This is a genomic window from Streptomyces sp. NPDC018610 (assembly GCF_044391765.1).
Lineage (GTDB): Bacteria > Actinomycetota > Actinomycetes > Streptomycetales > Streptomycetaceae > Streptomyces.
In genome coordinates, this window is record NZ_JBISAL010000011.1 from 57,548 (window position 1) to 81,025 (window position 23,478).

The 23,478-nt window shown below is 71.3% G+C and carries 21 protein-coding genes and 2 pseudogenes; 15 read left to right on the forward strand and 8 right to left on the reverse strand.

The features are described 5' to 3' along the window. Nucleotides 1–3: 3 nt before the first annotated feature. The 7 genes and pseudogenes from ACH5A8_RS26705 to ACH5A8_RS26735 form a co-directional block, all read left to right on the forward strand. Nucleotides 4–1,449: a sensor histidine kinase gene (locus tag ACH5A8_RS26705; RefSeq protein ID WP_399006055.1), complete on the forward strand. Its 1,446-nt coding sequence runs from the start codon at nt 4–6 to the stop codon at nt 1,447–1,449. A gap of 35 nt (nt 1,450–1,484) precedes the next feature. Next, entirely contained in the window at nt 1,485–2,357 is an 873-nt protein-coding gene (locus ACH5A8_RS26710) for a response regulator (protein WP_399006057.1), read from the forward strand. A 148-nt stretch (nt 2,358–2,505) separates the two neighbouring features. Continuing rightward, nucleotides 2,506–2,739, forward strand: coding sequence for a Flp family type IVb pilin (locus ACH5A8_RS26715; protein ID WP_399006058.1), 234 nt, complete (start codon nt 2,506–2,508; stop codon nt 2,737–2,739). Next, on the forward strand, nt 2,736–3,341 hold the full coding sequence (locus tag ACH5A8_RS26720; RefSeq protein WP_399006060.1) for a pilus assembly protein TadG-related protein: 606 nt from the start codon (nt 2,736–2,738) through the stop codon (nt 3,339–3,341). The genes ACH5A8_RS26715 and ACH5A8_RS26720 overlap by 4 nt, the downstream gene beginning before the upstream one ends. Before the next feature lie 31 nt (nt 3,342–3,372). Next, a complete protein-coding gene (locus tag ACH5A8_RS26725) occupies nt 3,373–3,954 on the forward strand; it encodes a hypothetical protein (protein WP_399006568.1) in 582 nt (193 codons plus the stop codon). A 10-nt stretch (nt 3,955–3,964) separates the two neighbouring features. Continuing rightward, nucleotides 3,965–4,594 carry an OmpA family protein gene (locus ACH5A8_RS26730; RefSeq protein ID WP_399006062.1) on the forward strand — a complete coding sequence of 210 codons (630 nt, stop codon included), beginning with the start codon at nt 3,965–3,967 and terminating at the stop codon, nt 4,592–4,594. A 69-nt stretch (nt 4,595–4,663) separates the two neighbouring features. After that, nucleotides 4,664–4,801 (forward strand): annotated as a pseudogene (locus ACH5A8_RS26735) (alpha/beta hydrolase); the annotation flags it as partial. A 10-nt stretch (nt 4,802–4,811) separates the two neighbouring features. On the opposite strand, the gene ACH5A8_RS26740 reads toward ACH5A8_RS26735, so the two are convergent. Further along, nucleotides 4,812–5,204 (reverse strand): DUF192 domain-containing protein, encoded by a 393-nt coding sequence (locus ACH5A8_RS26740; protein WP_399006064.1) that lies wholly within the window; start codon nt 5,202–5,204, stop codon nt 4,812–4,814. A gap of 144 nt (nt 5,205–5,348) precedes the next feature. On the opposite strand from ACH5A8_RS26740, the gene ACH5A8_RS26745 reads away from it, so the two are divergent. The 6 genes and pseudogenes from ACH5A8_RS26745 to ACH5A8_RS26770 all read left to right on the forward strand — a co-directional run bounded on the left by ACH5A8_RS26745 (nt 5,349) and on the right by ACH5A8_RS26770 (nt 13,120). Then, on the forward strand, nt 5,349–6,098 hold the full coding sequence (locus ACH5A8_RS26745) for a prepilin peptidase (RefSeq protein WP_399006066.1): 750 nt from the start codon (nt 5,349–5,351) through the stop codon (nt 6,096–6,098). 51 nt (nt 6,099–6,149) lie between these two features. Next, a pseudogene (locus ACH5A8_RS26750) lies at nt 6,150–7,027 on the forward strand (class I SAM-dependent methyltransferase). A 690-nt stretch (nt 7,028–7,717) separates the two neighbouring features. Beyond that, nucleotides 7,718–8,491 carry an isoprenyl transferase gene (locus tag ACH5A8_RS26755; protein ID WP_399006068.1) on the forward strand — a complete coding sequence of 258 codons (774 nt, stop codon included), beginning with the start codon at nt 7,718–7,720 and terminating at the stop codon, nt 8,489–8,491. 622 nt (nt 8,492–9,113) lie between these two features. Further along, the gene (locus ACH5A8_RS26760; protein WP_399006069.1) at nt 9,114–10,439 is read left to right on the forward strand and encodes a PhoH family protein; all 1,326 of its coding nucleotides are present in this window, start codon (nt 9,114–9,116) and stop codon (nt 10,437–10,439) included. Nucleotides 10,440–10,852: 413 nt separating this feature from the next. After that, nucleotides 10,853–11,551, forward strand: a complete 699-nt coding sequence (locus tag ACH5A8_RS26765) for a lytic transglycosylase domain-containing protein (RefSeq protein WP_399006071.1) — start codon at nt 10,853–10,855, stop codon at nt 11,549–11,551. A gap of 153 nt (nt 11,552–11,704) precedes the next feature. After that, on the forward strand, nt 11,705–13,120 hold the full coding sequence (locus ACH5A8_RS26770) for an AI-2E family transporter (RefSeq protein ID WP_399006073.1): 1,416 nt from the start codon (nt 11,705–11,707) through the stop codon (nt 13,118–13,120). Nucleotides 13,121–13,330: 210 nt separating this feature from the next. Here ACH5A8_RS26770 and ACH5A8_RS26775 read toward each other — a convergent pair whose 3' ends face one another. Together ACH5A8_RS26775 and ACH5A8_RS26780 are read right to left on the reverse strand one after the other, a co-directional pair. Further along, nucleotides 13,331–13,864: an alkyl hydroperoxide reductase gene (locus tag ACH5A8_RS26775; protein ID WP_399006075.1), complete on the reverse strand. Its 534-nt coding sequence runs from the start codon at nt 13,862–13,864 to the stop codon at nt 13,331–13,333. Nucleotides 13,865–13,867: 3 nt separating this feature from the next. Beyond that, complete coding sequence (locus ACH5A8_RS26780) at nt 13,868–14,422, reverse strand: peroxiredoxin (RefSeq protein WP_399006077.1); 555 nt, start codon at nt 14,420–14,422, stop codon at nt 13,868–13,870. Between the two features lie 133 nt (nt 14,423–14,555). On the opposite strand from ACH5A8_RS26780, the gene ACH5A8_RS26785 reads away from it, so the two are divergent. Then, the gene (locus ACH5A8_RS26785) at nt 14,556–15,515 is read left to right on the forward strand and encodes a hydrogen peroxide-inducible genes activator (RefSeq protein ID WP_399006079.1); all 960 of its coding nucleotides are present in this window, start codon (nt 14,556–14,558) and stop codon (nt 15,513–15,515) included. 91 nt (nt 15,516–15,606) lie between these two features. Here ACH5A8_RS26785 and ACH5A8_RS26790 read toward each other — a convergent pair whose 3' ends face one another. The 5 genes from ACH5A8_RS26790 to ACH5A8_RS26810 form a co-directional block, all read right to left on the reverse strand. Continuing rightward, entirely contained in the window at nt 15,607–17,946 is a 2,340-nt protein-coding gene (locus ACH5A8_RS26790; protein WP_399006081.1) for an ABC transporter permease, read from the reverse strand. Further along, the gene (locus ACH5A8_RS26795; RefSeq protein ID WP_399006083.1) at nt 17,943–18,632 is read right to left on the reverse strand and encodes an ABC transporter ATP-binding protein; all 690 of its coding nucleotides are present in this window, start codon (nt 18,630–18,632) and stop codon (nt 17,943–17,945) included. The genes ACH5A8_RS26790 and ACH5A8_RS26795 overlap by 4 nt, the downstream gene beginning before the upstream one ends. Then, nucleotides 18,629–19,153 carry a PadR family transcriptional regulator gene (locus ACH5A8_RS26800; protein ID WP_399006085.1) on the reverse strand — a complete coding sequence of 175 codons (525 nt, stop codon included), beginning with the start codon at nt 19,151–19,153 and terminating at the stop codon, nt 18,629–18,631. The genes ACH5A8_RS26795 and ACH5A8_RS26800 overlap by 4 nt, the downstream gene beginning before the upstream one ends. A gap of 364 nt (nt 19,154–19,517) precedes the next feature. Further along, complete coding sequence (locus tag ACH5A8_RS26805) at nt 19,518–19,769, reverse strand: hypothetical protein (RefSeq protein ID WP_399006087.1); 252 nt, start codon at nt 19,767–19,769, stop codon at nt 19,518–19,520. Then, a complete protein-coding gene (locus ACH5A8_RS26810) occupies nt 19,766–20,719 on the reverse strand; it encodes an SPFH domain-containing protein (protein WP_399006089.1) in 954 nt (317 codons plus the stop codon). Before ACH5A8_RS26810 ends, ACH5A8_RS26805 begins: the two co-directional genes overlap by 4 nt. Nucleotides 20,720–20,971: 252 nt before the next feature. On the opposite strand from ACH5A8_RS26810, the gene ACH5A8_RS26815 reads away from it, so the two are divergent. After that, nucleotides 20,972–23,389 carry a transglycosylase domain-containing protein gene (locus ACH5A8_RS26815; RefSeq protein WP_399006091.1) on the forward strand — a complete coding sequence of 806 codons (2,418 nt, stop codon included), beginning with the start codon at nt 20,972–20,974 and terminating at the stop codon, nt 23,387–23,389. Nucleotides 23,390–23,478 lie beyond the last annotated feature (89 nt).

A 23,478-nucleotide genomic window follows, 5' to 3' on the forward strand; every position in this document is an offset into this window, starting at 1 on the left:
CACATGCCGACGAGGGAGGGGCGGGGGCGGCCGGCCCCGCCGAGTCCCGTCACCGGCCGGCCGGCCGCCGACGGCCAACGGACCCCGCAGGGGCCACCGACACCTGACGACGGAACCCGCACGGACGACGGTGCGGGCGGGAACCCCGAAGCGGCCGAACGCGGAGCCGAGATCACCACGCCCCAGGCCCCCCAGGCCCCGCAGGGCTACGCACCCGAAAAACTCCAGATCAGCGCCCTGCAGGCGATGTGCCGCCACGTCTTCGCCTTCCGTCTGGCGATGATCGCCCTCTCCGCCCCCTCCGCCCTCCTCAACGCCGCCCCCGGCCTCGCCACCCGCCTCGTCAGCACAGCCGTGATCGTCACCTTCATGGGCTCCTACGTCCTCTTCCGGGACTGGGAGCGCTTCGGCCCCCTCCTCCTGCGCCACCCCACCCTCCTCGCCCTGGACACCCTCTTCGGCGCACTGCTCCTCATCGCCGCGGGCACCGACAGCACCCTGGCCTATGTCAGCGTCTGCACACCCCTGCTCGCCGGCCTGGTCTACGGCTGGCGGGGAGCCGGTATCTTCGCCTCCCTCCAGTCGCTGATCCTGCTCGCCGTCTACGCGGGCACCAGGCAGCTCCACGCGGACCTGGCCCAGTCCGCCCTGTTCCCCGGCCTGTGCGTGATCGCGGGCGCGGCCGGCGTCACCCTGCGCAACCTGCTCCTGCGCTTCGGCGAGGCCACCAGGGCCCTGACCGCGGTCCAGGCCCGGCTGGCGGCCACGGAGGCGGTGGCCGCCGAACGCGCCCGCCTCGCCCGGGAGATGCACGACTCGGTGGCCAAGACGCTGCACGGAGTCGCGCTGGCCGCGGACGGCCTGGCCGCCTCGGCGGGAACCGACCGCATGACGCCGGCCCTGGTGCGCCGGCAGGCGGAACTCGTGGCCCGCTCGGCCCGCCGGGCGGCCGCCGAGTCCCGCGAACTCCTCACCGACCTGCGCCGCGAGACCGCCCCCTCCCACGGCACGCATATGGTCGCGGAACTGTCCGTGCTGACACAGGACTTCACCACCCGCACGGGCCTGACCGCGACCTGCCGCCCGAACCCGACCGGCGGCGGACAAAGCCTTCCCCCGGTCCCGCACGCCGTCGCCCGCCAGCTCCTCGGCATCGTCTCCGAGGCCATGGAGAACGCCCACCGTCACGCGTCCCCGACCCGGGTCGAGGTACGGGCCGGCGTCCACGGCGACCTGCTCCGCATCAGCGTCCACGACGACGGCACCGGCCTGCCTCCGGGAACCACCCTCGAACAGCTGCGCGGCGCCGGACACTTCGGCCTGGTCGGCATGGTGGAGCGCGCCGCCTCGGTGGGAGCCCGCATCCGCATCGGCCCAGGCTGCCGCCTCAGGGGCACGGAGGTCCGCCTCGAACTCCCCCTGGACGCCCTGACGAGCACCCCGACCTGATCCCACCCCCGACCACGCCCCGAGAGGAGGCACCGGTGCCCGATCCGACACCGCACCCGCCCGAACCCTTCCCGCGCCCCCCGGCCGCCGCCACCCCCCTACGGGTGATCGTGGCGGACGACAACCCGGTGGTCCGCGCGGGCCTGACGGCCCTGCTCTCCGGCCGCGCGGACATCACGGTGGTGGCCGAGGCCGCCGACGGCCGCGAGGCGTGGGAGGCCGCCCGGCGCACCCACCCGGACGTCGTGCTCCTCGATGTGCGGATGCCCGGCGTGGACGGCCTCTCCGCGCTGCCGTACCTGGTACAGATGGCTCCGGTCGTGATGCTCACCTACAGCCGCGAGTCCGAGATCGTCCAGGAGGCCCTGCGCAGAGGCGCCGGCGGCTATCTGGTGCACGGCGAGTTCACGGCAGACCAACTGGTGACGGCGGTACGGGACGTCAAGGAGGGCAGGGCCCACTTCACCCACACGGCAGCGGGCGCGCTGCTGGCCCAGCTGCGCCGCGACCATCCCTCGCCGCAGGTGCGGGGCAGGTTGCCGGAGGACTTGGGCGATGCGACTGCACACGACAAGACCTCCCCAACAGCCAACGGACGTCACGAATCTGCGGAAAGTCTTTCGCAACTGCAACCTGATATGGGACAGTCGTCGTCCGGGTGGACAGGTGGCCGGCCGGCCACCGTCGACAGGTCGAGGTACCAACTCAGCGCGAGGGAGGCGGAGATCATGGACCTCATCGCGTCCGGCATGACCAACCACCAGATCGCCGCCGCCTGCTTCATCAGCGAGAAGACCGTCAAGAACCACATCAACCGCATCTTCGCCAAGCTCCACAGCACCAGCCGCGCCGAGGCCGCCGCGAAGTGGCTGGGCACGGCCCCCGGCTCCGCGCAGGGACCGAGGTGACCCGTGATGACGACGGTGCGCACGAGGCACGGCCGACTCCTTCTTTGGGCCCGGGAATGGGCCCAAGGGCCCTCCGCCTCACGGCGCCTTCCGTCCTACGGTCCCGATGGCGCCAGCGGCACCGAGACCCGACCCGGAGGGGAACACCATGAGCGACCTGATGCTGAAGACCGCGGTTGCGACCAAGGTCCGCGTGAACGGCTGGAAGAACACCACCGCCGCGGCACTCCAGCGGCGAACCGCCGACAAGGGCCAGACCGCGGTGGAGTACCTGGGCATCATCGCGGTGGTGGTGGCCATCGTGCTGGCCATCACGGGGACGAGTATCGGGCAGACGATCCTCACCAAGATCACAGGCCTTATCGGCAAGGTCGGCAATTGACACGCTCTCGCCAGTACGGTGACGCCGGGCAGGCCTTCCCCATCTACATCACGGTGGTGGGGGGCCTGCTCTTCCTTGCGCTCGCCTACTTCGCGGTCGGTCAGGCAACGGTGAGCAGGGGCGGAGCGCAGACGGCGGCTGACGCGGCAGCGCTCGCAGCGGCTCAGGACACGCGGGATCAGTTGGCGGACGAGTGGACGAAGGCCATACTCGACCCGGCCAAATGGCAGGACATACTCCACGGCGAAGGCCAAGTTCCTCAGTCTTCATGCTGGCGTGCGTCTGAACTCGCCGGGCAGAACGACGCGCACATCCCTGGCGGGGGTTGCACGACTGGCTTTTTGAGCTACACGGTCTCAGTGGAGACGAACAAGGTCATAGGGGAATCCGTGGTCCCCATAACTTCCAGCAGGCATTCAAAAGCCCATGCCACTGCCGTCATCGAGCCACTCTGCGACGTCATCAAACCTGTGGCTGCAGACCACGGGCCCGATGAATTGCCGCGCCTCACCTGCAAGAGGGACTGGGAGGTAGACCCGAAGAACCCCAGCAGCCTTCCTAAGCCCCAGGACCTTTTCGATGTTCATCTGGCTGACCAATAAGCGAATGACGAGCGAAGAAGGAAGCAGAGCGATGAGCACTCGGTTCACTGTCAAGGCTCGCAGGGGGATGGTCGCGCTGTCAGTTGTGGTCGGGCTCGCCGCCGGTGCGGTCGGCTGCGGTGGAGGTGGCGATGACAGCAAGAAACCGACCACATCGACAGCTGCCTCTAAGAGTGATGCCCCCGACCCGAGTGCTCAGGAAGGAAAGCCTGAGACACCCATGGCGGAACTCAGGGGCCCGGATGGACTAACGATCCAAGTCATGTCGGCGCAGAGGGATGCCGGTGGATTTGTCACCGTGGGTGGCAACCTGAAGAACGATGGCGCCAAGTCTGTACCTATTCCTGCTCAGGTGAGTGGTGATGAGACCGAGATCATCCAGCACGGGATCTCGCTGGGAGGTGGCACCTTGGTAGATGCGAAAGGCAAGAAGCGTTACTACGTCCTTCGGGATACCGAGGGGCGCCCGCTGACGACAACTGGGTTGGGCACCGTGGACTCGGGCCAAACCATCCCCGTCTTCATGCAATTCCCCTCCCCCCCGGCCAACACCACCGACGTCACGCTCCAACTCCCCACCTTCTCCAGCGGCACCATCAAGATCTCCGGGTGAGGCGGCCACCATGACCCACACCCGCCTCCCCCTCGCCCTCACCGCCGCCACCATGATGGTCGCCGTGAACCTCTACGGCGCAGTGGCGGCCCGCGCGGACGACACCGCCCCCAGCGTGCCCCCGGGCACCGAGGCCTCCGCCTCCGCCCCCGTGAAGGTGGACCCGAACGACCCGGACCTCAAGCTACCCGAGGGCGCCACTCTCGCCGCGCCCAAAGTGCTCGACATCAAGTCGGTGGTCGAGGACCAGGGCGGCGAGGAGCGCCGCGAGGACACCAACACGGACGTGACGTTCGCCCTCCAGGCCGAGGTGCTGTTCGCCAAGGACAGCGCGAAACTGAGCGACCAGGCGAAGTCCCGTATCGACGCGGTCGCGCAGGAGATCAAGAGGCAGCGGGCGACCCAGGTCCGCGTCTTCGGCTTCACCGACAACCTCGGCAGCCACGAACACGGCGTGGTCCTGTCCAAGCAGCGCGCCAACGCGGTCCAGGACGTCCTGTCCCAGGAGCTGAACGACCCGAACGTCACGTTCGACGTACGCGGCTACGCCGAGGACTACCCCATCGCGGACAACTCCACGGAGGACGGCCGCAAGAAGAACCGCCGTGTGGAGGTGACGTTCCCGCGCACGGCGAGCTGACCACCGCCGGGGCCGTGACCACCTGGAGCCGACGTGATGCGGCCGAAGAGGTACGCGTAAGCGGCCGCGGAGCGCGGGTGGCGTACGACCCGCGACTACGTGGCCGCCCTCTTCGACCTCCACCTGCGCGGCATCCCGCAGCCGCTCCTCGACGGTGTCACGGCGCCACACCCCGAGGTCACGTCCCAGCGGCCGGGAACACCGTGAACGAACGCCACTACCTCGCCTCCCGCACCTCCTCCACCACCTCCACCCGCACCCCCGGCCTGACCCCCCACCCCGCCATGGCGCCCGCGGCCGACTCCAGGACGTGGCGGGAGCGGAGACGGGGGAGGCCCAGGCGGCCCGGCCGCATGGTGACGACGGCGAGGACGCGCAGCCGGCGGTCCAGATAGGCGACGTCGATGGGGATCCGCATGCGGAAGGTGTGGATGCCGCTCGCGGGGGAGAGCAGGAGCGCCCCGTCGACGGAGTCACGGCCCAGCAGGCCTCTCGTACGGGCGCGGTAGGAGGTCGCCAGTTCGAGGGGGACGGTCACCCGCTCCGGCGCACCGTCGGCGTCCCCGTGCACGACCAGCCTCGCTCGCCCGTCCCGCCAGCGTCGTCCCACGTCCGGTCCGCCTCCCCGCCTCGTCGCGAACACCGCCGGTCGACCGTATCCGTACGCGGGCCGTCACCGCAGTGGGTCCGCGGGGGCGCCGCATGGGTCCACGGGCCCATGCGGCACCCGGCCGAGTCCCACTAGGGTCCCGGCGTGCGCGTACTGCTGATCGTCGTCGCCGCCCTGTGGGGTGCGGGCGCCGGGCTGCTCGTGCCCCGCGCCGCGCACCGGCTGTCGGTGGAGGCCGAGCGGCCGTGGCGCGGGGACTGTCCCGGCGGGCATCCGATCACGGGGGCGTTCGGCGGCTGGGTCGGCCGGGCGCGCTGCACGGGCGATGAGGCGGGGGACTGCGCGGCGTACGGGCCGAGCGTCCCGGTCGTCGCCACCGTCACCGCGCTCGTGTGCGCCGCGCTCGCCGCCGCGACCGGCCCGCGCCCCGAGGCGGCCGTCTGGCTGTCGGCCGCACCGGCCGGTGTGCTGCTCTCCCTCGTCGACCTGCGCGTGCACCGGCTGCCGGACGTGCTGACGCTGCCGCTCGCCGCCGCGCTCGCCGTACTCCTCGGCGTCGCCGCCACGCTGCCCGCCGCCGGCGGCTCCTGGCCCACCGCTCTGCTCGGCGGACTCGTCCTCAGCGCCGCCTACTTCGTGCTCTTCCTGGTCAACCCGTCCGGCATGGGCTTCGGCGACGTCAAACTGGCGCTGGCGCTGGGTGCGGCGCTCGGCTGGTACGGGTGGTCCGTGGTGGTCGTGGGCGGCCTCGCTGGGCTGCTCTACGGCGGCTGTTACGGGCTGGGGCTGGTCGCGCTGCGCCGGGCGGGACGCGAGTCGGCGATCCCGCTGGGGCCGTTCATGCTCGGCGGGGCGTTCACCGGGCTGCTGCTGGGGGCCGCCGCGGCGTCGTGAGCCGGACGTAAACCGGTGGTGGCCGTCGGCCGCCCCCGCCACGATTTCCCCATGGCAGACACGACAGCCCACCCGCCTGCGGACGACCCGCAAGGGGACCACCAGCACAGCGACCCCCATCACCCCACCAACCCCGACCCCACCTGCCCCACCGCCCCCACCGCCTCCTTCGAAGAGCTCGTCGCCGAGGGGGCCGCCGTCCCCACCGACGGGTGGGACTTCTCCTGGTTCGCCGGGCGTGCCACCGAGGCGCGGCCCTCCTGGGGGTACGCCGTGTCGCTGGCGGAGCGGCTGGCCGGCGCGGACGCCGCGCTCGACGTGGACACCGGCGGCGGCGAGGTCCTGGACTTCGCCCTCGGCCGGGCCCCGCGCGTCCCCGTCCTCCTCGCCGCCACCGAACCCTGGCCGCCCAACGTGGCCAAGGCCACCGAACTGCTGCGCCCCCGCGGCGTGGTGGTCGTCGCCGTCCCGGCGGACGCGCCGCTGCCGTTCGCCGACGGGGCGTTCGACCTCGTGACCAGCCGGCACCCCGTCCGCCCGGACTGGACCGGGATCGCTCGCGTCCTGAGGCCGGGGGCACGTACTTCGCCCAGCACGTCGGGCCGAGCAGCGTCTTCGAACTCGTCGAGCACTTCCTGGGGCCCCTGCCCGGGGAAACCCGCGCCGCCCGGCACCCCGACCGGGAGCGGGCGGACGCGGAGGCCGCCGGGCTGGAGGTCACCGAGCTGCGCGCCGAGCGGCTGCGGATGGAGTTCCACGACATCGCGGCCGTCGTGCACTTCCTGCGCAAGGTGATCTGGATGGTCCCCGGCTTCACGGTCGAGGCGTACGAGCCCGAGTTGCGGGCGCTGCACGAACGGATCGCCGCCGAGGGCCCGTTCGTGGCACACAGCACGCGCCACCTCGTCGTGGCCCGCAAACCGGGCTGAGCACCCGTCCGCACGGCCCGGCTGCTCACAGTTTCCACATTGTTACCGTCCGCCTCTCCCGTCACCCGTCCGGCTCACGTAAGTTCAGACCAACGGAATTCGCGTGAGCAAAGCGGCGCGAGCGGCATCGCGCAGTGGAGGGGGCTGCGCGGCGCCGCACCCCCGGCCGACGAGAGTCTTCCGTGCCGTGAGGACCGCCTCCGGGCCGCCGCCGGCGTCAAGCGGACGTTCGCGGGCGGGTCGCCCGGGAGAGGGATCCCCGGCCAACCCGCATAACGTCACTCAGATGGCGCAAACCCTGCGGTTCTCGCCGAATTCTGACCGCTTTCCCTTGGAATCTGCCGGGATTCGGCCATGATCGGGCATGGAATGACAGGCTCCAGGCTCCTGGGCGCGTCGCCGGTCGACTCCGGAGAGTAGTTGTGGCGCGCCGGGGCACGCAGCATCACTTACGAAGGGTTATGGTGGAAACCCCCCCTCGGGCCGGTCCGTCTCCCCCCCACGGACCGGCCCGTTTCTTTTACGAGCGACGGGGGGTCCGCCTGATACACCCCCACGCCCGTTGGGGCGCCTGGGCGGGCCGGGGGTAGGCTTCGCCCCCGGGGACCGCCATACGGACGAGGCCGCCGCACGGACAGGGATCGCCCCCGGCCGCGCCTGTCCGACCCGCACGGAGGGGCTGACGAACACGTGAACCTGCGCGACAAACTGCGCGGCCTGCTGGTGGGGCTGTACGCGCGCCGGGTGGAAGGCCACCTGGACCACGCTCAGGTGCCCAAGCACATCGGCGTCATCATGGACGGCAACCGGCGCTGGGCGAAGGCCTCGGGCTCCACCACCGTGCACGGCCACCGGGCCGGCGCGGACAAGATCGAGGAGTTCCTCGGCTGGTGCTCCGAGACGGACGTCGAGGTCGTCACCCTCTGGCTGCTGTCCACGGACAACTTCGACCGTCCCCAGGATGAGCTGGTCCCGCTCCTCGGCATCATCGAGGACGTCGTGCGCTCCCTGGCCGCCGACGGCCGCTGGCGCGTGCACCACGTGGGCACCAAGGACCTGCTCCCCTCGGGCATGCAGGCCGCCCTGAAGGAGGCCGAGGAGGCCACCGCCGAGGTCCGGGGAATACTGGTCAACGTCGCCATCGGCTACGGCGGCCGGCAGGAGATCGCCGACGCCGTGCGCTCCATGATCCACGAGGCGCACGACGAGGGCGTGCCGATGGAGGAGCTCGCCGACGCCGTCAGCGTCGACATGATCGGCCGGCACCTCTACACCAAGGCCCAGCCCGACCCGGACCTGGTGATCCGCACCAGCGGTGAGCAGCGGCTCTCGGGATTCATGCTCTGGCAGACCGCGCACTCCGAGTACTACTTCTGCGAGGTCTTCTGGCCGGCCTTCCGCAAGGTCGACTTCCTGCGCGCCCTGCGCGACTACGCCGCCCGCCACCGCCGCTACGGCGGCTGACCCACCCCCGGCGCCCCTCAGCCGCCACACGACGGGAGCCCGCCCCCTGCGCCCCGGACCGGCCCGCGGCCGCCGTACGACGGAAGGGGCCGTGGTGGTACGTCCAAAGCCCGCCGCGTACTGCGGTCCCTCCCGACCCCGGCGAATCCGACTCAGGGCCGTACGTCCGTGTGCGGCGGGCTGGACGTACTACCCCGGCCCCGACCCACCCCGGCCCCGACCCACCCCGGCCCCGACCCACCACGCACCCGCGCGCGACCGCACCCCCGACCCGCCACGCACCCCGCACGCGCCCCCCTGCAACGCCCCCAGCCCGCGACCGCCCCCTCCCGACGCACCCCTCTTCACATGGAGTTCATCCGTGTGCCGCCCCCCGCACTTGCATGGCGGCGCATTTTGGAGGGCATAAGCCAGACAGGTCGACACCCGAACCACGGGTGTCGGATCTCAGCGGACGGCTCGGGGCCGTCCGCCCGGGAGGCCCTTTGCACCAGCCCGACCGTGCGGTCGCAGCACGGACGAAGACGTGGAGGGCCGGCCGCCGGCCCGTGCATCGGAGCCGTCGACCGGTCCAGCTCGTCCTCGTCGCTCCCCGACCTCATCCGAGGGGGTACGTCCTTCCGTGGTGACCAGCACAAAGCGCCCCAAGCCAGACCGGCGCACCTACGTTCTCGACACCAGTGTCCTGCTGGCGGACCCGAACGCCCTGACCCGTTTCGACGAGCACGAGGTCGTGCTCCCCGTCGTCGTGGTCACGGAACTGGAGGCCAAGCGGCACCATCCCGAACTCGGCTACTTCGCCCGGCAGGCGCTGCGCCTGCTGGACGACTACCGGGTCCGGCACGGCCGCCTCGACGCCCCCATCCCGATCGGGGACCTCGGCGGGACGATGCGGGTCGAGCTCAACCACTCGGACCCCAGCGTGCTGCCCACCGGCTACCGCCTGGGGGACAACGACTCCCGCATCCTCGCGGTCGCCCGCAACCTGCAGGCCGAGGGATACGACGTCACCGTCGTCTCGAAGGACCTGCCGCTGAGGATCAAGGCGTCGTCCGTGGGACTCCTCGCCGAGGAGTACCGGGCCGAACTCGCCATCACCGACTCCTCCGGCTGGACCGGGATGTCCGAACTCACCCTGCCGGGCGAGCAGGTGGACATCCTCTTCGAGGAAGGACACGTCCACGCCCCCGAGGCCGCCGGGCTGCCCGTGCACACGGGGCTGACGATCCAGTCGGAGCGCGGCAGGGCACTGGGCCGCGTCACGCCCGAGGGCAACGTGCGCCTGGTGCGCGGCGACCGGGAGGCGTTCGGCATCAAGGGCCGCAGCGCCGAGCAGCGCATCGCGCTCGACCTGCTGCTCGACCCGGACGTCGGAATCGTGTCGATGGGCGGCCGGGCCGGCACCGGCAAGTCGGCGCTGGCGCTGTGCGCGGGCCTGGAGGCGGTGCTGGAGCGCCGTCAGCACCAGAAGGTGATGGTGTTCCGGCCGCTGTACGCGGTGGGCGGGCAGGAGCTCGGCTATCTGCCCGGCTCCGAGGCGGAGAAGATGAGCCCGTGGGCGCAGGCCGTCTTCGACACGCTGTCGGCGGTCACCTCGCGCGAGGTCATCGAGGAGGTCACCGCGCGCGGGATGCTGGAGGTGCTGCCGCTCACCCACATCAGGGGCCGGTCGCTGCACGACGCGTTCGTCATCGTGGACGAGGCCCAGTCCCTGGAGCGCAACGTCCTGCTGACCGTGCTGTCCCGGATCGGCGCCAACTCGCGGGTCGTCCTGACCCATGACGTGGCGCAGCGGGACAACCTGCGGGTCGGCCGCTACGACGGTGTGGTCGCCGTGGTGGAGAAACTGAAGGGGCATCCGCTCTTCGCGCACGTCACGCTGAACCGGTCCGAGAGGTCCCAGATCGCCGCCCTTGTCACCGAAATGCTGGAGGACGGTCATATCTGACCGATTACGCTCCACTTGGGGTGGATGCGGGCAGTCGACGCCGCCGGGCAAAGGCCGAGAGCCTAGCCCGGCGGCGTTGTCGTGTGCGGGTGTTTCACGGAATCCCGTAGGCCAAACGAGATGTGAGCTTTCACACGCAACTCAGAATTGCCTACCCGCGTTGGGTTACGGCAGAGTCTCAGTCCTGTCAGGCCCCGCATACGACACAGCCGTACCCCCAGCGGTACAGCGCCTCTTGAAGCACTCAACTCCATAGCGTCGTCGTATGCCGCCCGAGCACCACGCGGCACTTCCTCCAGGGGAGTTGCCCACCGGGCCCGTCGCCTCCGTGACCCGCAGTTGGGAGGCCAGTGCCAGGGGCACGATTGCGTCCGCCAGGGTCACCGAAGCGGGCGATGCTGGAAGGAACCCGTGTGAGCCGGATCTCGGTCCGGGGATTCGCAGTGGCCTCCGCCACCGCGGTCACCGCTGTCGGTAGCGTCGTGGGCGTTGCCTCGGGCAGTGTCGCCCAGAACAACGACGCCGAAGCGGCGCCGGCAGCCGACGCGACGCTTCTGTCGGACATCCCCGCCGGTCAGCAGGCGCAGGTGCAGACCGCATCTCTCGCCCAGCAGGCCGACGCGCAGGCCATCGCCGCCGACGCGAGCGCCAAGAAGGCCGCCGAGGAGGCGGCCCGCAAGGCCGCCGCCGAGACCGCGATCGCCAAGAAGGCGGATGCCGAGAAGGCGGCCAAGGAGGCCAAGGAGCGGGCGGAGCTCAAGGAGGCGGCCAGCCGCAGCGCGACCCGCGACTCCTCCAGCTTCGCCGTCCAGAGCTCGTACTCCGTGGCGCAGATCCAGGCGATGGCACGTCAGATGGTGCCGAGCGGCCAGTTCCAGTGCTTCAGCAACATCGTGAACCACGAGTCCAGCTGGAACTACCACGCGGTCAACGCCTCCTCCGGCGCCTACGGCCTCTTCCAGGCGCTCCCGGCCGGCAAGTACGCCTCGGCCGGCGCCGACTGGCAGAGCAACCCGGCCACCCAGATCAAGTGGGGCCTCAGCTACATGAACGGCCGGTACGGCAGCCCGTGCGAGGCCTGGTCGTTCTGGGCGGCGAACCACTGGTACTGAGCCCGTCCGGCACGGGCCGGTCACGGTTCGCCCGTGGCTCTCAACCCCGCACAGCCCCTCCCCGTCCTAGGGGGAGGGGCTTTTGCCATGTAGCGTCTGACGGAACGACTCCAGGGGGGAGTGGTGGGGACGGACGGGGGAAGAGGACGGATCATGTCGCGAGTTCCACGGTGGATCGGCAGGCTCGGCGCCGGGCTGACCGAGATGGGTGAGCGGTTGGACGAGCGTCGCGCCGAGGTGGAGAAGGAGCACTCCGTTCCCGAACCCGGACCGGCCGTGGACACCACGCCGCTGCCCGACCACGTGACCGTCGTGCCGGCCCGCCCCGATCCGGCCCAGGCGGTGCCCTGGGGTGTGCGGGTGGCCGCGGAGGCCGGCTGGCGGGTGCTGATCCTGGCCGGCACCGTCTGGGTGCTGATGCGGGTCATCAGCGCCGTCCAGCTGGTGGTCCTCGCGTTCGTGGCCGCGCTGCTCATCACCGCCCTGATGCAGCCGACGGTGGCGCGGCTGAGACGGTACGGGCTGCCCCGCGGTCCGGCCACCGCGCTCACCGCGATCCTCGGCTTCGTCATCATGGGCCTGATCGGGTGGTTCGTGACGTGGCAGGTCATGGAGAACATCGACACGCTCTCCACCCAGATCCAGGACGGCATCGACGAGCTGCGCAAGTGGCTGCTGAACAGCCCCTTCCACGTCACCGACAAGCAGATCAACCAGATCGCGAAGAACCTGCGCGAGGCGATCGGCGCCAACACCGACCAGATAACGTCCGCCGGCCTGGAGGGCGTGACGGTCGTGGTGGAGGCGCTGACCGGGATTCTGCTGACGATGTTCTCGACGCTGTTCCTCCTCTACGACGGCCGGCGCATCTGGGAGTGGACGCTCAAGCTGGTGCCCGCGGCGGCCCGGCCGGGCGTGGCCGGCGCAGGCCCGCGCGCCTGGCGCACGCTGACGGCGTATGTGCGGGGCACGGTGATCGTGGCGCTGATCGACGCCATCTTCATCGGCCTCGGCATCTACTTCCTGAACGTGCCGATGGCGGTCCCGCTGGCCGTGTTCATCTTCCTGTTCGCGTTCGTCCCGCTGGTGGGCGCGGTGGTGTCGGGTGCGCTGGCGGTGGTCGTCGCGCTGGTCACCCAGGGCGTGTTCACGGCGGTGATGGTGCTGGTGGTGGTGCTCGCGGTGCAGCAGATCGAGGGGCATGTGCTGCAGCCGTTCATCCTGGGGCGCGCGGTGCGCGTCCACCCGCTGGCGGTGGTCCTGTCCGTCGCGGCCGGCGGCATGATCGCGGGGATCGGCGGCGCCGTGGTGGCGGTGCCGCTGGTCGCGGTGACCAACACGGTGGTCGGCTATCTGCGCGGCTACGCCGAGGAGGCGGCGACCCGGCAGGCCCGGCAGGCCCAGGGCGGCGCCACGGCGCTGAGCGCGGTGACCGCCGAGCGGACACAGACACCGACGACACAGACACCGACGACACAGTCACAGACACCGACGCAGACGCAGGCGACCGGGAGCACCTCGCCCGGCACCCCGTCCGACACGCCGCCGGAGTCCGGGCCGGACCAGTAGCGCGCCGCAGCGCCGGACGACGGGATGCGCCGCTCTTGGCGCCCGGGCGACCGCGTCCCCCGGGCCGTCCGGGAGCACGGCCCCGACGACGGCGGCGGTGACTCCGGGGCCGTCGCCCCGCGGCTGGGCGGCCGGCTCCTCAGCGCCACGTACGGACGACGAAGGCCCCCACCCTGGAACGGGTGGGGGCCTTCGTGCGTCGGTGCGAGGTCACTCGGCGAGGACGGCTTCCGCCTCCAGGGTCACGCCGACGGCCTGGACGACCGAGGCGATCTTGAATGCCTCCTGGACGGTCTCGCGCTCGACACCGGCCTTGCGCAGGACCTGCTCGTGCGAGTCCAGGCACATGCCGCAGCCGTTGATGGCCGAGACCGCGAAGGACCACAGCTCGAAGTCGGTCTTGTCGACACCGGGGTTGCCGATGACGTTCATCCGCAGACCGGCGCGCAGGGTGCCGTACTCGTGGTCCGACAGCAGGTGCCGGGTGCGGTAGAAGACGTTGTTCATCGCCATGATGGCGGCGGCGGACTTGGCCGCCGTGTACGCCTCGGGCGTGAGGTTCGCCTTCGCCTCCGGCTCCAGCTCACGCAGGACGATCGGCGAGCGCGACGCGATGGCCGTGGCCAGCACGGTGCCCCACAGCTGCTGCGCCGGCAGGTCGCTGTTGCCGATGACCGAGCCCAGGTTGAGCTTCAGGTCCTTGGCGTAGTCCGGGACGGCGGACTTCAGGGAGTCGAGGGACATGCCTCACTCACCGGCCAGCAGCGCGACCGGGTCCAGCGTCTCGTCGCCCTTGCTCCAGTTGCACGGGCACAGCTCGTCGGTCTGCAGGGCGTCCAGGACCCGCAGGACCTCCTTCGGGTTACGGCCGACGGAACCCGCGGTGACCATCGTGAACTGGATCTCGTGGTTCGGGTCCACGACGAAGACGGCGCGCTGCGCGAAGCCGTCCTCGCCCTCGATGCCCAGCTCGCGCATCAGCTCGTGCTTGGAGTCGGCCATCATCGGGAACGGCAGGTCGGTCAGGTCCGGGTGGTCCTTGCGCCAGGCGTGGTGCACGAACTCGGAGTCACCCGAGAAGCCCAGGATCTGGGCGTCGCGGTCGGCGAACTCGTCGTTCAGCTTCCCGAACGCGGCGATCTCGGTCGGGCAGACGAAGGTGAAGTCCTTGGGCCAGGCGAAGACCACCAGCCACTTGCCCTCGTAGGACTTGTGGTGGATCTGCTCGAACTCCTTGCCCTTCTCCAGCGAGACGCAGGCGGTCAGTTCGAACTCGGGGAACTTGTCACCGACAGTGAGCACACGCTCTCCTTGCAGCGAAGAAACACCGGCTTTGCCCGTGTTTCCCATGGGTTGGACCTTCCCGATGTTGGCACAGGGTGCATTGATTACGGAAATAGCTACACTCGGTCGTGTTGATCGGAGGTAGTTATCAGTGAGCGTCGGTAACGTCGGCAGGCGCAAGCACCTGCCCAGCCTGTCGCAGCTACGCGCCTTCTCGGCCGTCGCCGAGCACCTGCACTTCAGGGACGCCGCCGCCGACATCGGCATGAGCCAGCCGGCCCTCTCCGGCGCCGTCTCGGCCCTGGAGGAGACACTCGGTGTCACCCTGGTGGAGCGTACGACGCGCAAGGTGCTGCTCTCCTCCGCGGGTGAGCGCCTCGCCGTCCGGGCCAGGGCGGTGCTCGAGGAGGTCGGCGCGCTGATGGAGGAGGCCGAGGCGGTCCGGGCGCCCTTCACCGGCGTACTGCGACTGGGCGTCATCCCCACCGTCGCCCCCTACCTGCTGCCCACCGTCCTGCGCCTGGTCCACGGCCGCTACCCCGACCTCGACCTCCAGGTCCACGAGGAACAGACCGCCAGCCTGCTGGACGGACTGGCCGGCGGCCGGCTCGACCTGCTGCTCCTGGCCGTGCCGCTGGGCGTTCCCGGGGTTGTGGAACTGCCCCTGTTCGACGAGGACTTCGTCCTGGTCACCCCGCTCGACCACGGCCTCGGCGGCCGGGAGGGCATACCCCGCGAGGCGCTCAAGGAGCTGAACCTGCTCCTCCTGGACGAGGGCCACTGCCTGCGCGACCAGGCCCTCGACATCTGCCGGGAGGCCGGCCGCGAGGACGCCCCGGTCACCACGACCGCCGCCGGCCTGTCCACCCTGGTCCAGCTCGTCGCCGGCGGGCTCGGCTGCACGCTGCTGCCGCGCACCGCCCTCAAGGTCGAGATCTCCCGCAGCAGCCAGCTGCTGACCGGCTACTTCGCCGACCCCGCTCCCTCCCGCCGGGTCGCCCTCGCCATGCGCGGCGGCGCGGCGCGCGGCGCCGAGTACCGGGAACTGGCCGCCGCCCTGCGCACGGACCTGCGGGCCCTGCCCGTACGGGTCCTGGACCCGGCCGCCTGAGGATCCCCCCGCGGAGCGGACACGGACGAGGCGCGGAAGAGGCCCCTCCCGGGAGGGGGAGGGGCCTCGGCGGACGCCGCGGGTGGGCCGGCTACTCCGTGCGCAGCCCCTCCGGCCGCATCAGCCGCAGCAGCGGCGGCAGACTCAGCAGCGTCACCACGAGGACGACGCCCGCGCCGATGCCCGTCATCGTCAGCACGCTCGCCCAGTCCACGGCGACGCCCGTGCTCGTCATCTTCAGCAGCACCGCCCCCAGCGTCAGACCCACGGCCGCCGCCAGCAGCAGGCCCAGCGCCACCGGGATGGCGGTCTGCCACAGCACCGACAGGCTCAGGGTGCGCCGCCGGGTGCCGAAGGCGACCAGCGCCGACAGCAGCTTCCTGCGCTCGCGCAACTGCTCCAGTTGCGACACCAGCAGGCTCGCCCCGATCAGCGCCAGCACACAGCAGGCGCCGACCAGCAGCCCGGTGCGGATGGAGGCGAACTTCTTGGACTCCTCCGTGCGCGTCCAGACCATCACGTCGGCGAACCGGTCCACGGCCGCCGCCGTGTTGCGCACGTGCTCGCGGACGTCCGGTACGCCGTCGTCGATCGAGACGAAGACCTGTGCGACGGGCTGCCCGGCCGCCGCGGGCACCGCGCCGCGCGTCAGCAGGAAGCCGCCGTGCTCCACGCCGCTGGGGTCCTTGCCCGGGCCGACCTTGACGAGGCCGCGCGGCACCGTCCACCGCACCTCGGGGCCGTCGTCCATCCCCCGGGAGGTGTCCAGGTACAGCGTCCTGCCGGGCTTCGCCAGGGTCGGGGTGTCCGTGTCGTACTCGACGCCCTGGACGACGAAGGCGTCACCGTCGTGGCAGGAGGGGAGGGTCGCCACCTCGCGCAGCGCCGCGCAGTCGCCGATGGTCACCTCGGAGTTGAGCTGGGGGCCGTCGGACGACTTCCGGCCGGTGTCGCCGAAGCTGCCGGAGGCCAGCGCGACGGCCTTGCGCACGCCCCGGGTCGCCCGGAACTTCGCGACGGCGTCGTCGGCATCGGTCCCACGTGAGAGCTGGACCTGGATCTGGGCCCGGCCGAGGTCGTTCTTCGACTCCTTGGTGTACTCGCCCTCGACGCCCGCGAAGAGCATCTGCAGGGCGATCGCGCCGGCCACCGCGACCGCGATGCCGTTCACCATGCGGGCCGCCGTGCCGCTGCTCAACTGGAGTCGACGGACGGCCAGTTGCCAGGCGACGGGACCGTGGCCCATCCGGGCGACGACCGCCTCCACGATCCACGGCAGCAGCGCGGTGACGCCGATCAGCAGCAGGATGACGCCGCCGGACACCAGGTACTGGTTGAAGTTCCCGTCCGAGCGCCCCTTGCCGATCATCGGGTAGAGCATCGCCAGGCCGGCCACCGGCAGCAGCAGCCGCCACCACAGGCGCCGCCGCGCGGGCCGGGCGGTGCGGACCACTCCGAGCGGCTCGATGACCACTCCGCGCAGCGCGAGCAGGGTCACCAGCACCGCGGCCGCCGGGACGGCCACGGCCACCAGCGCGGCCAGCGCGGGCGTCGGGTTGAGATAGCTCGGGAAGACGCTGATGTCGAGGATCTCCAGCGAACCGGCCGCCTCCCGGCCGATCAGGAAGAAGACCGTGCCGAAGACCAGTCCGAGCACCGAGCCCGCCAGCGCCTCGCCCGCCGCGATCCGGCGGGTCATCCGGCTGTCGGAGCCGACCAGCCGCAGCGCGGCCAGCCGCCGGTCGCGCTGCTCGCCGCCGAAGCGCACGGCCGCCGTGATGAACACGGCCACCGGCATCAGCAGCACCACGAACACCACCAGCACCAGCAGGATCAGCACCGGGTCCGACCTGGCCGGGGCGCGGTTCGGGCTGCCGTACTCGCTGATCCGCGCCGTCTGCCAGCCGTTGATGTGCCGTGCCAGGTCCGTCGCGCCGGCGTAGTAGGCCAGTTCCTGTGAGCCGATGAGCCCGCTCTCGCCGATCGTCCCGACCACCCGGTACGGCAGCCGCTCGCGCAGCAGCCCGCCGTCGCCCGAGTCCAGCAGCTTCTTCAGCGCGGGGGAGACCACCATGTCGCCCGGCGCGGGGTACTTCGTCAGGCCCGGGGCGAGCGGCGCGCGCGGCCCCTCGGGCTCCACCAGCCGCCCGCGGATCTCCTTGTCGCCGTACGACGTGTCGATGTCGGAGATCACGAGGGTGTCGTCGGCCTTGGGCTCGACCTTCTGGCTGTACGTGTAGTCGGTACGGTCCTCGTCGCGCTGGTGGCGTACCGCCAGCGCGCTCGGTATCGCGGTCGTCAGCAGCAGCAGCGCCACGCCGAGCCCGACGCCGACGGCCGTCAGCAGCACCCGGGTCCAGCCCTCGCGCCCGCCGGTGAAGGCGAACTTGGCGCCCAGACGCAGATCGGCGGCCCATTGGCTCAGATTCATACGAGCCGCTCCATGTCCCGCGACCTGCCGTCCCGTACGACGATCTCCCGGTCGGAGTAGGCGGCGACCCGCGCCTCGTGCGTGACGAGCACGACGGCGGCGTTCGCGGACCGGGCGGCCTCGGTGAGCAGTTCCATCACGCGCTCGCCGTTGAGGGAGTCGAGCGCGCCGGTCGGCTCGTCGGCGAACAGCACCCGGGGCCCGGTGACCAGCGACCGGGCGACCGCGACCCGCTGGCCCTGGCCGCCGGAGACCTCACCCGGCCGCTTCTTGGCCAGGTCGTCCACCTCCAGCCGGGCCATCCAGGCGACCGCGGCCCGCTCGGCCTCCTTGCGGGAGGTGCCGTTCAGCCGCAGCGGCAGCGCCACGTTCTCCACGCAGGTCAGTTCGGGCACGAGCTGGCCGAACTGGAAGACGAACCCGAACTCCGAGCGGCGCAGCGCGCTGCGCTGGGCATCGGACATGGTGGACAGCTCGCGGCCGTCGTAGGTGATCGACCCGGAGTCCGGGGTGACGATGCCGGCGAGGCAGTGCAGCAGCGTGGACTTGCCGGAGCCGGAGGGTCCCATCACGGCGACGACCTCGCCGGGGTGGATGGAGAACTCGGCGCCGTCCAGCGCGGTGGTCGGGCCGTAGGCCTTGTGCAGGTTCTCGGCGGCCAGCAGGGAGCCGGGGGGAGGAGTCATCGGGCCACCGCCTCACGGAGCTTGTCGAGGCGCGCGGCGGTCAGTTCCAGCCACCGCAGGTCGGCCTCCAGGTGGAAGAGGGCGTGATCGCAGATCAGCTGGTCCGCGAGGTCGCCCTTGCGCTTGCGGTCGGTCAGGATCCGCATGCCGCGCAGGTGCTCGGAGCGCTGGGTGTCGAGGATGTCGGCGGCGTCGCGACGGGTGAGCAGCGCGAGGACGACCTTCGTGTAGAGGGTCGACTGGAGATACGGCTCGGGCTTCTCCGGCGTGGCCAGCCAGCGCTCCACGTCGGTGATGCCGGCCTGGGTGATCGCGTAGCGCTTGCGCTCGGGACCGTCGCCGGCCTCGATGCCGTCGACTTCGACCAGGCCGTTCTTCAGCAGCCGGGACATCGTCGAGTAGACCTGGCCGTAGTGCAGCGGCCGGTCGTGACCGAACTTCTCGTCGAAGGCCCGCTTCAGGTCGTAGCCGTGACGCGGCCCGGACTCCAGGAGCCCCAGGAGGGTGTGACCGATGGACATGACCCGACTCTACACACCGTGTATACGTGCCGTGTATACGCGGGGTGTGTAGTCGGTGGCGAGGGGTGCGGAAGCGCAGGTGGGAGGCGATTGTCACGGTTCTGCTACCGGTGCGGGCCGGGCCGGCGGGGGCGGGGGCCCGCCTTGTGGAGACCCGGTCCGACCTGCGGTCCGACTGCGGTTTCCCGTCGGTGGCGTACGGCGGATCCGCCGATCGTGGCCACCGGGCGCGGCCCCCACGGGCCGCCTGCCGGCCCCGGGGCCCCGGCTTCGATCCCTGGCCCCGAGGTTCTGGCTCCGGAACCCTCGCCCACAAGCCCAGGCCTCGTAACCCCTGGCCCCGAGGCCCCGGCCCCGCCCCAGGTCACTCCGGCGCGGTAGGGGGTGTGCGGGGCGGGCGGCCCCGGCGGGGGAGCGGGCCCGCCTCCCCCGGGAGGCGGCCGGCCTCCGCGAGGGCGCGGCGCAGCAGGAACTCGATCTGGGCGTTGGCCGAGCGCAGTTCGTCCGCCGCCCAGCGCGCCAGCGCGTCGTGGACCGACGGGTCCAGCCGCAGCAGCACCTGCTTGCGCTGCCGCGGCCGGCGCCTGGGAGGCGTGCCCTCCTCGGGTGCGGTCACTGGTAGAGCGTCCCGGTGTTGAGGATCGGCTGCGGCGCCCGGTCCCCGCACAGCACCACCATCAGGTTCGACACCATCGCCGCCTTCCGTTCGTCGTCGAGCTCCACGATGTCCCGCTCGGCGATCCGGGCGAGCGCCGTCTCCACCATGCCGACGGCTCCGTCCACGATCTCGCGCCGGGCGGCGACGACCGCGCCCGCCTGCTGCCGCTGGAGCATCGCCGAGGCGATCTCGGGTGCGTAGGCGAGGTGGGTGAAGCGCGACTCGATGATCTGGACACCGGCCGCCTCCACGCGCGCGTGCAGTTCGAGGGCGAGCTTCTCGGTGATCTCCTCGGCGTTGCCGCGCAGCGACAGGCCGGTCTCCTCGTGGGCGTCGTAGGGGTACTCGATGGCGATGTGCCGTACGGCCGCCTCGGTCTGGGTGGAGACGAACTCCAGGTAGTTGTCCACCTCGAAGGAGGCCTGCGCGGTGTCCCGGACCTTCCACACCACGACCGCGGCCAGTTCGATCGGGTTGCCGTAGGCGTCGTTGACCTTCAGGACGGCGGTCTCGTGGTTGCGGACCCGGGTGGAGATCTTCTCCCGGGAGGTCAGCGGGTTGACCCAGCGCAGGCCGTCCTCGCGGATCGTGCCCCGGTAGCGGCCGAAGAGCTGGACGACCCGCGCCTCGCCCGGCGCCACCATGTTCAGCCCGCACATGGCGAACAGCGCGGCGACGCCGGTCACGACGCCGACGACGATCAGTGCGGCCTTGACGCCGGTCGCGGTGACGGCCGCGCCGCCCACGATCAGCGCCACCGCGGCCAGCAGGCCGAGCAGCCCGAGCAGCAGCGCGAGGCCGCCCTTGATGCTGTGCGCCGGGACCTCGCGCACCTGGGGCGCGGGCATGTCGGGCACGTCGGCCGCGCCGGGTGCGCGGGTGGCGGGTGAGGCGTCCTGTGCGGGCATGGGAGATCCCCCGTTCTCGTACGTTCCCGTACGTCTGGCGGCCGGCCGCGTGGGTCCGGCCGCTCTGGCTGATGCTCACTAAGTGATATCACTTTATGAGCGTCTGGCAAGCCCGGGCGTGATCCGGAATGCCGGTTCCGCCGGACGCGTGCTCAGTGAATCGCGGGGCTTTTGTCACAGAGGCCGGTGTTAGCTTTCTGAGCTGACCTGCACGTAGGCGACAGCCGAGACGGAAGCGGAGCGAACGGGCGAATGGGACGAGCGGAAGAGAGACGAGCGCGACAGCGCGGTGGCCGCCGCGCGGTGCCCAGGACCTCGTCCGGGACGACGGCCGCCGTCGGGTCCGCGGGTCCGGTTCCCGGCCCCCGGGCCGCGGCCCGCCGGGCGGCGCGGCCCGGCGGGGCGGGGAAGCCGGGGCGGCCCGGGAAGTCCGGCATACGCCGGCTGTTCACCTGGAAGAAGATCCTCGGCACGTTCCTCGGCGTGTGCCTGCTCGGCCTCGGCGCCTTCGTCGTGCTCTACATGGTGGTGGACATACCCGAGGGCAACGCCGACGCGCAGCGCCAGAGCAACGTCTACAAGTACAGCGACGGCTCGGTCCTGGCGCGCGACGGCAAGGTCAACCGGGAGAGCGTCTCCCTGGACAAGGTGCCCCAGGCCGTCCAGCACTGCTTCGTCGCGGCCGAGAACAAGACCTTCTACCACGACTCCGGCGTCGACCTGAAGGGAACGGCCCGCGGCCTGCTCAACACGCTGTCCGGAAAGGGCACCCAGGGCGGCTCGACGATCACCCAGCAGTACGTCAAGAACTTCTACCTCAACCAGGACCAGACCGTCTCGCGCAAGCTGAAGGAACTGGTCATCTCGCTGAAGGTGGACCAGAAGAAGTCCAAGGACGAGATCCTCGCCGGCTACATCAACACCAGCTACTACGGCCGCGGCGCCTACGGCATCCAGGCCGCCGCGCAGGCCTACTACCGCGTCGACGCTCAGGACCTGACGGTCGAGCAGGGCGCCTACCTCGCCGCCCTGATGCAGGCGCCCAGCCAGTACGACTGGGCGGTCGCCGGCGAGAACGGCAAGCGGCTCGCCAAGGCCCGCTGGAACTACGTGCTGGACAAGATGGTCGAGCAGCACTGGCTGGACGCGGGCAAGCGGCGGACGATGAAGTTCCCGGTTCCGAAGGACCCGAGGGGCACCCCCGGGCAGGAGGGCCAGAAGGGCTACCTGATCGCCCTCGCCAACACCCAGCTCGAACAGCAGCTGATGAAGGACCAGGGCCTCACCCAGTCCGAGGCGGAGCGGGCCGTCGAGGACCAGGGCTGGACCATCACCCTGAACATCGACAAGAAGAAGCAGGCCGCGCTGGAGCGCGCGGTCAAGGAACAGCTGACCGCCAAGCTCGACCCGAAGAAGCGCGAGGTGGACGCGGACGTCCAGGCCGGCGCCGTCTCCGTCGACCCGAGAACGGGGCGGATCCTCGCCCTGTACGGGGGCGTGGACTACTTCAAGCACTACTACGACAACGCCACCCGGCGGGACTACCAGCCGGCCTCCACCTTCAAGCCGGTCATCCTCGCCGCGGCCGTCGACGGCGACGCCAGGACCCAGGACGGCCGGCCGATCACGGCGAACACCGTCTACGACGGCACCAGCGGCCGGCAGGCCGTGGACCACGGCAGGAAGGTCGGCTTCGGCCCGCCCAACGAGGACGACCAGAACTACGGCCCCGTCACCGTGCAGACGGCGATGAACCAGTCCGTGAACTCCGTCTTCGCCCAGATGGGCATCGACGTGGGCATGGAGAAGGTGATGAGCGTCGCCGGCGAGCTCGGCATGGACACCAAGGGCATGCAGGCGGTCCCGGCCCAGACGCTCGGCTCCATGGGCGCCAGCCCGCTGGAGATGGCCGGCATCTACGCCACCTTCGACAACCACGGCAAGAAGGTCACCCCGACCATCGTCGCCAAGGCCGAGCAGCAGAGCCGGGGCACGGTCGAGATGGCCGACCCGATCGGCGGCCAGGTCATCACCCGAGAGGCCGCCGACACGGTCACCTCGGTGCTGACGGGCGTGGTCGACGACGGCACGGCCAAGAAGTCGGTGGCGGACAACCCGCTGCGCGACGGCCAGCAGGTCGCGGGCAAGACGGGCACCTCCGACAAGAACCGGTCGGCCTGGTTCACCGGATACACGCCCGGCCTGGTCACCTCGGTCGGCCTGTTCGGCGAGTCCGTGGGCGAGAGCGGCAAGCACGTCCCGCTGTACGGAGCGGGCGGTGTGCCGCGCGTCAACGGCGGCGGCTATCCGGCGCAGATCTGGGCGGCGTACACCTTCGGCGTGATGGACCAGACCGCCAGGTTCGACCTGGACACCACGCAGGGCGTGGCCGTCCAGCCGTCCACGACCCCCTCGGCCGACCGGTCGCCGAGCCGGTCGGCGTCCCCGTCGGTGAGCAGCCCGCCGCCGTCGCGGTCCCAGTCGTCGAGCAGCCCGCCGCCCAGCCTGACCCCGGCCAGTCCGCCGGCCAGTCCGAGCACGTCCCCGCCGTCGTCCAGCCAGTCGCCGCCCGCCTCACCCGATCCGTCGAGGAGCACGGGCCTCGGCGGCGATCCGTTCGGCCCGGCGGGCGACGGACAGCACCTGAACGACAGGGAGCGGGCCCAGTGACACACGGGGGCGGGGGGGGGCCCCCGCGCGCCCCCCCCGGGCCCGGTGTGTCGGCTCCGCTCTCCGGCGGGCCCTCGCTCGTCAGCCGA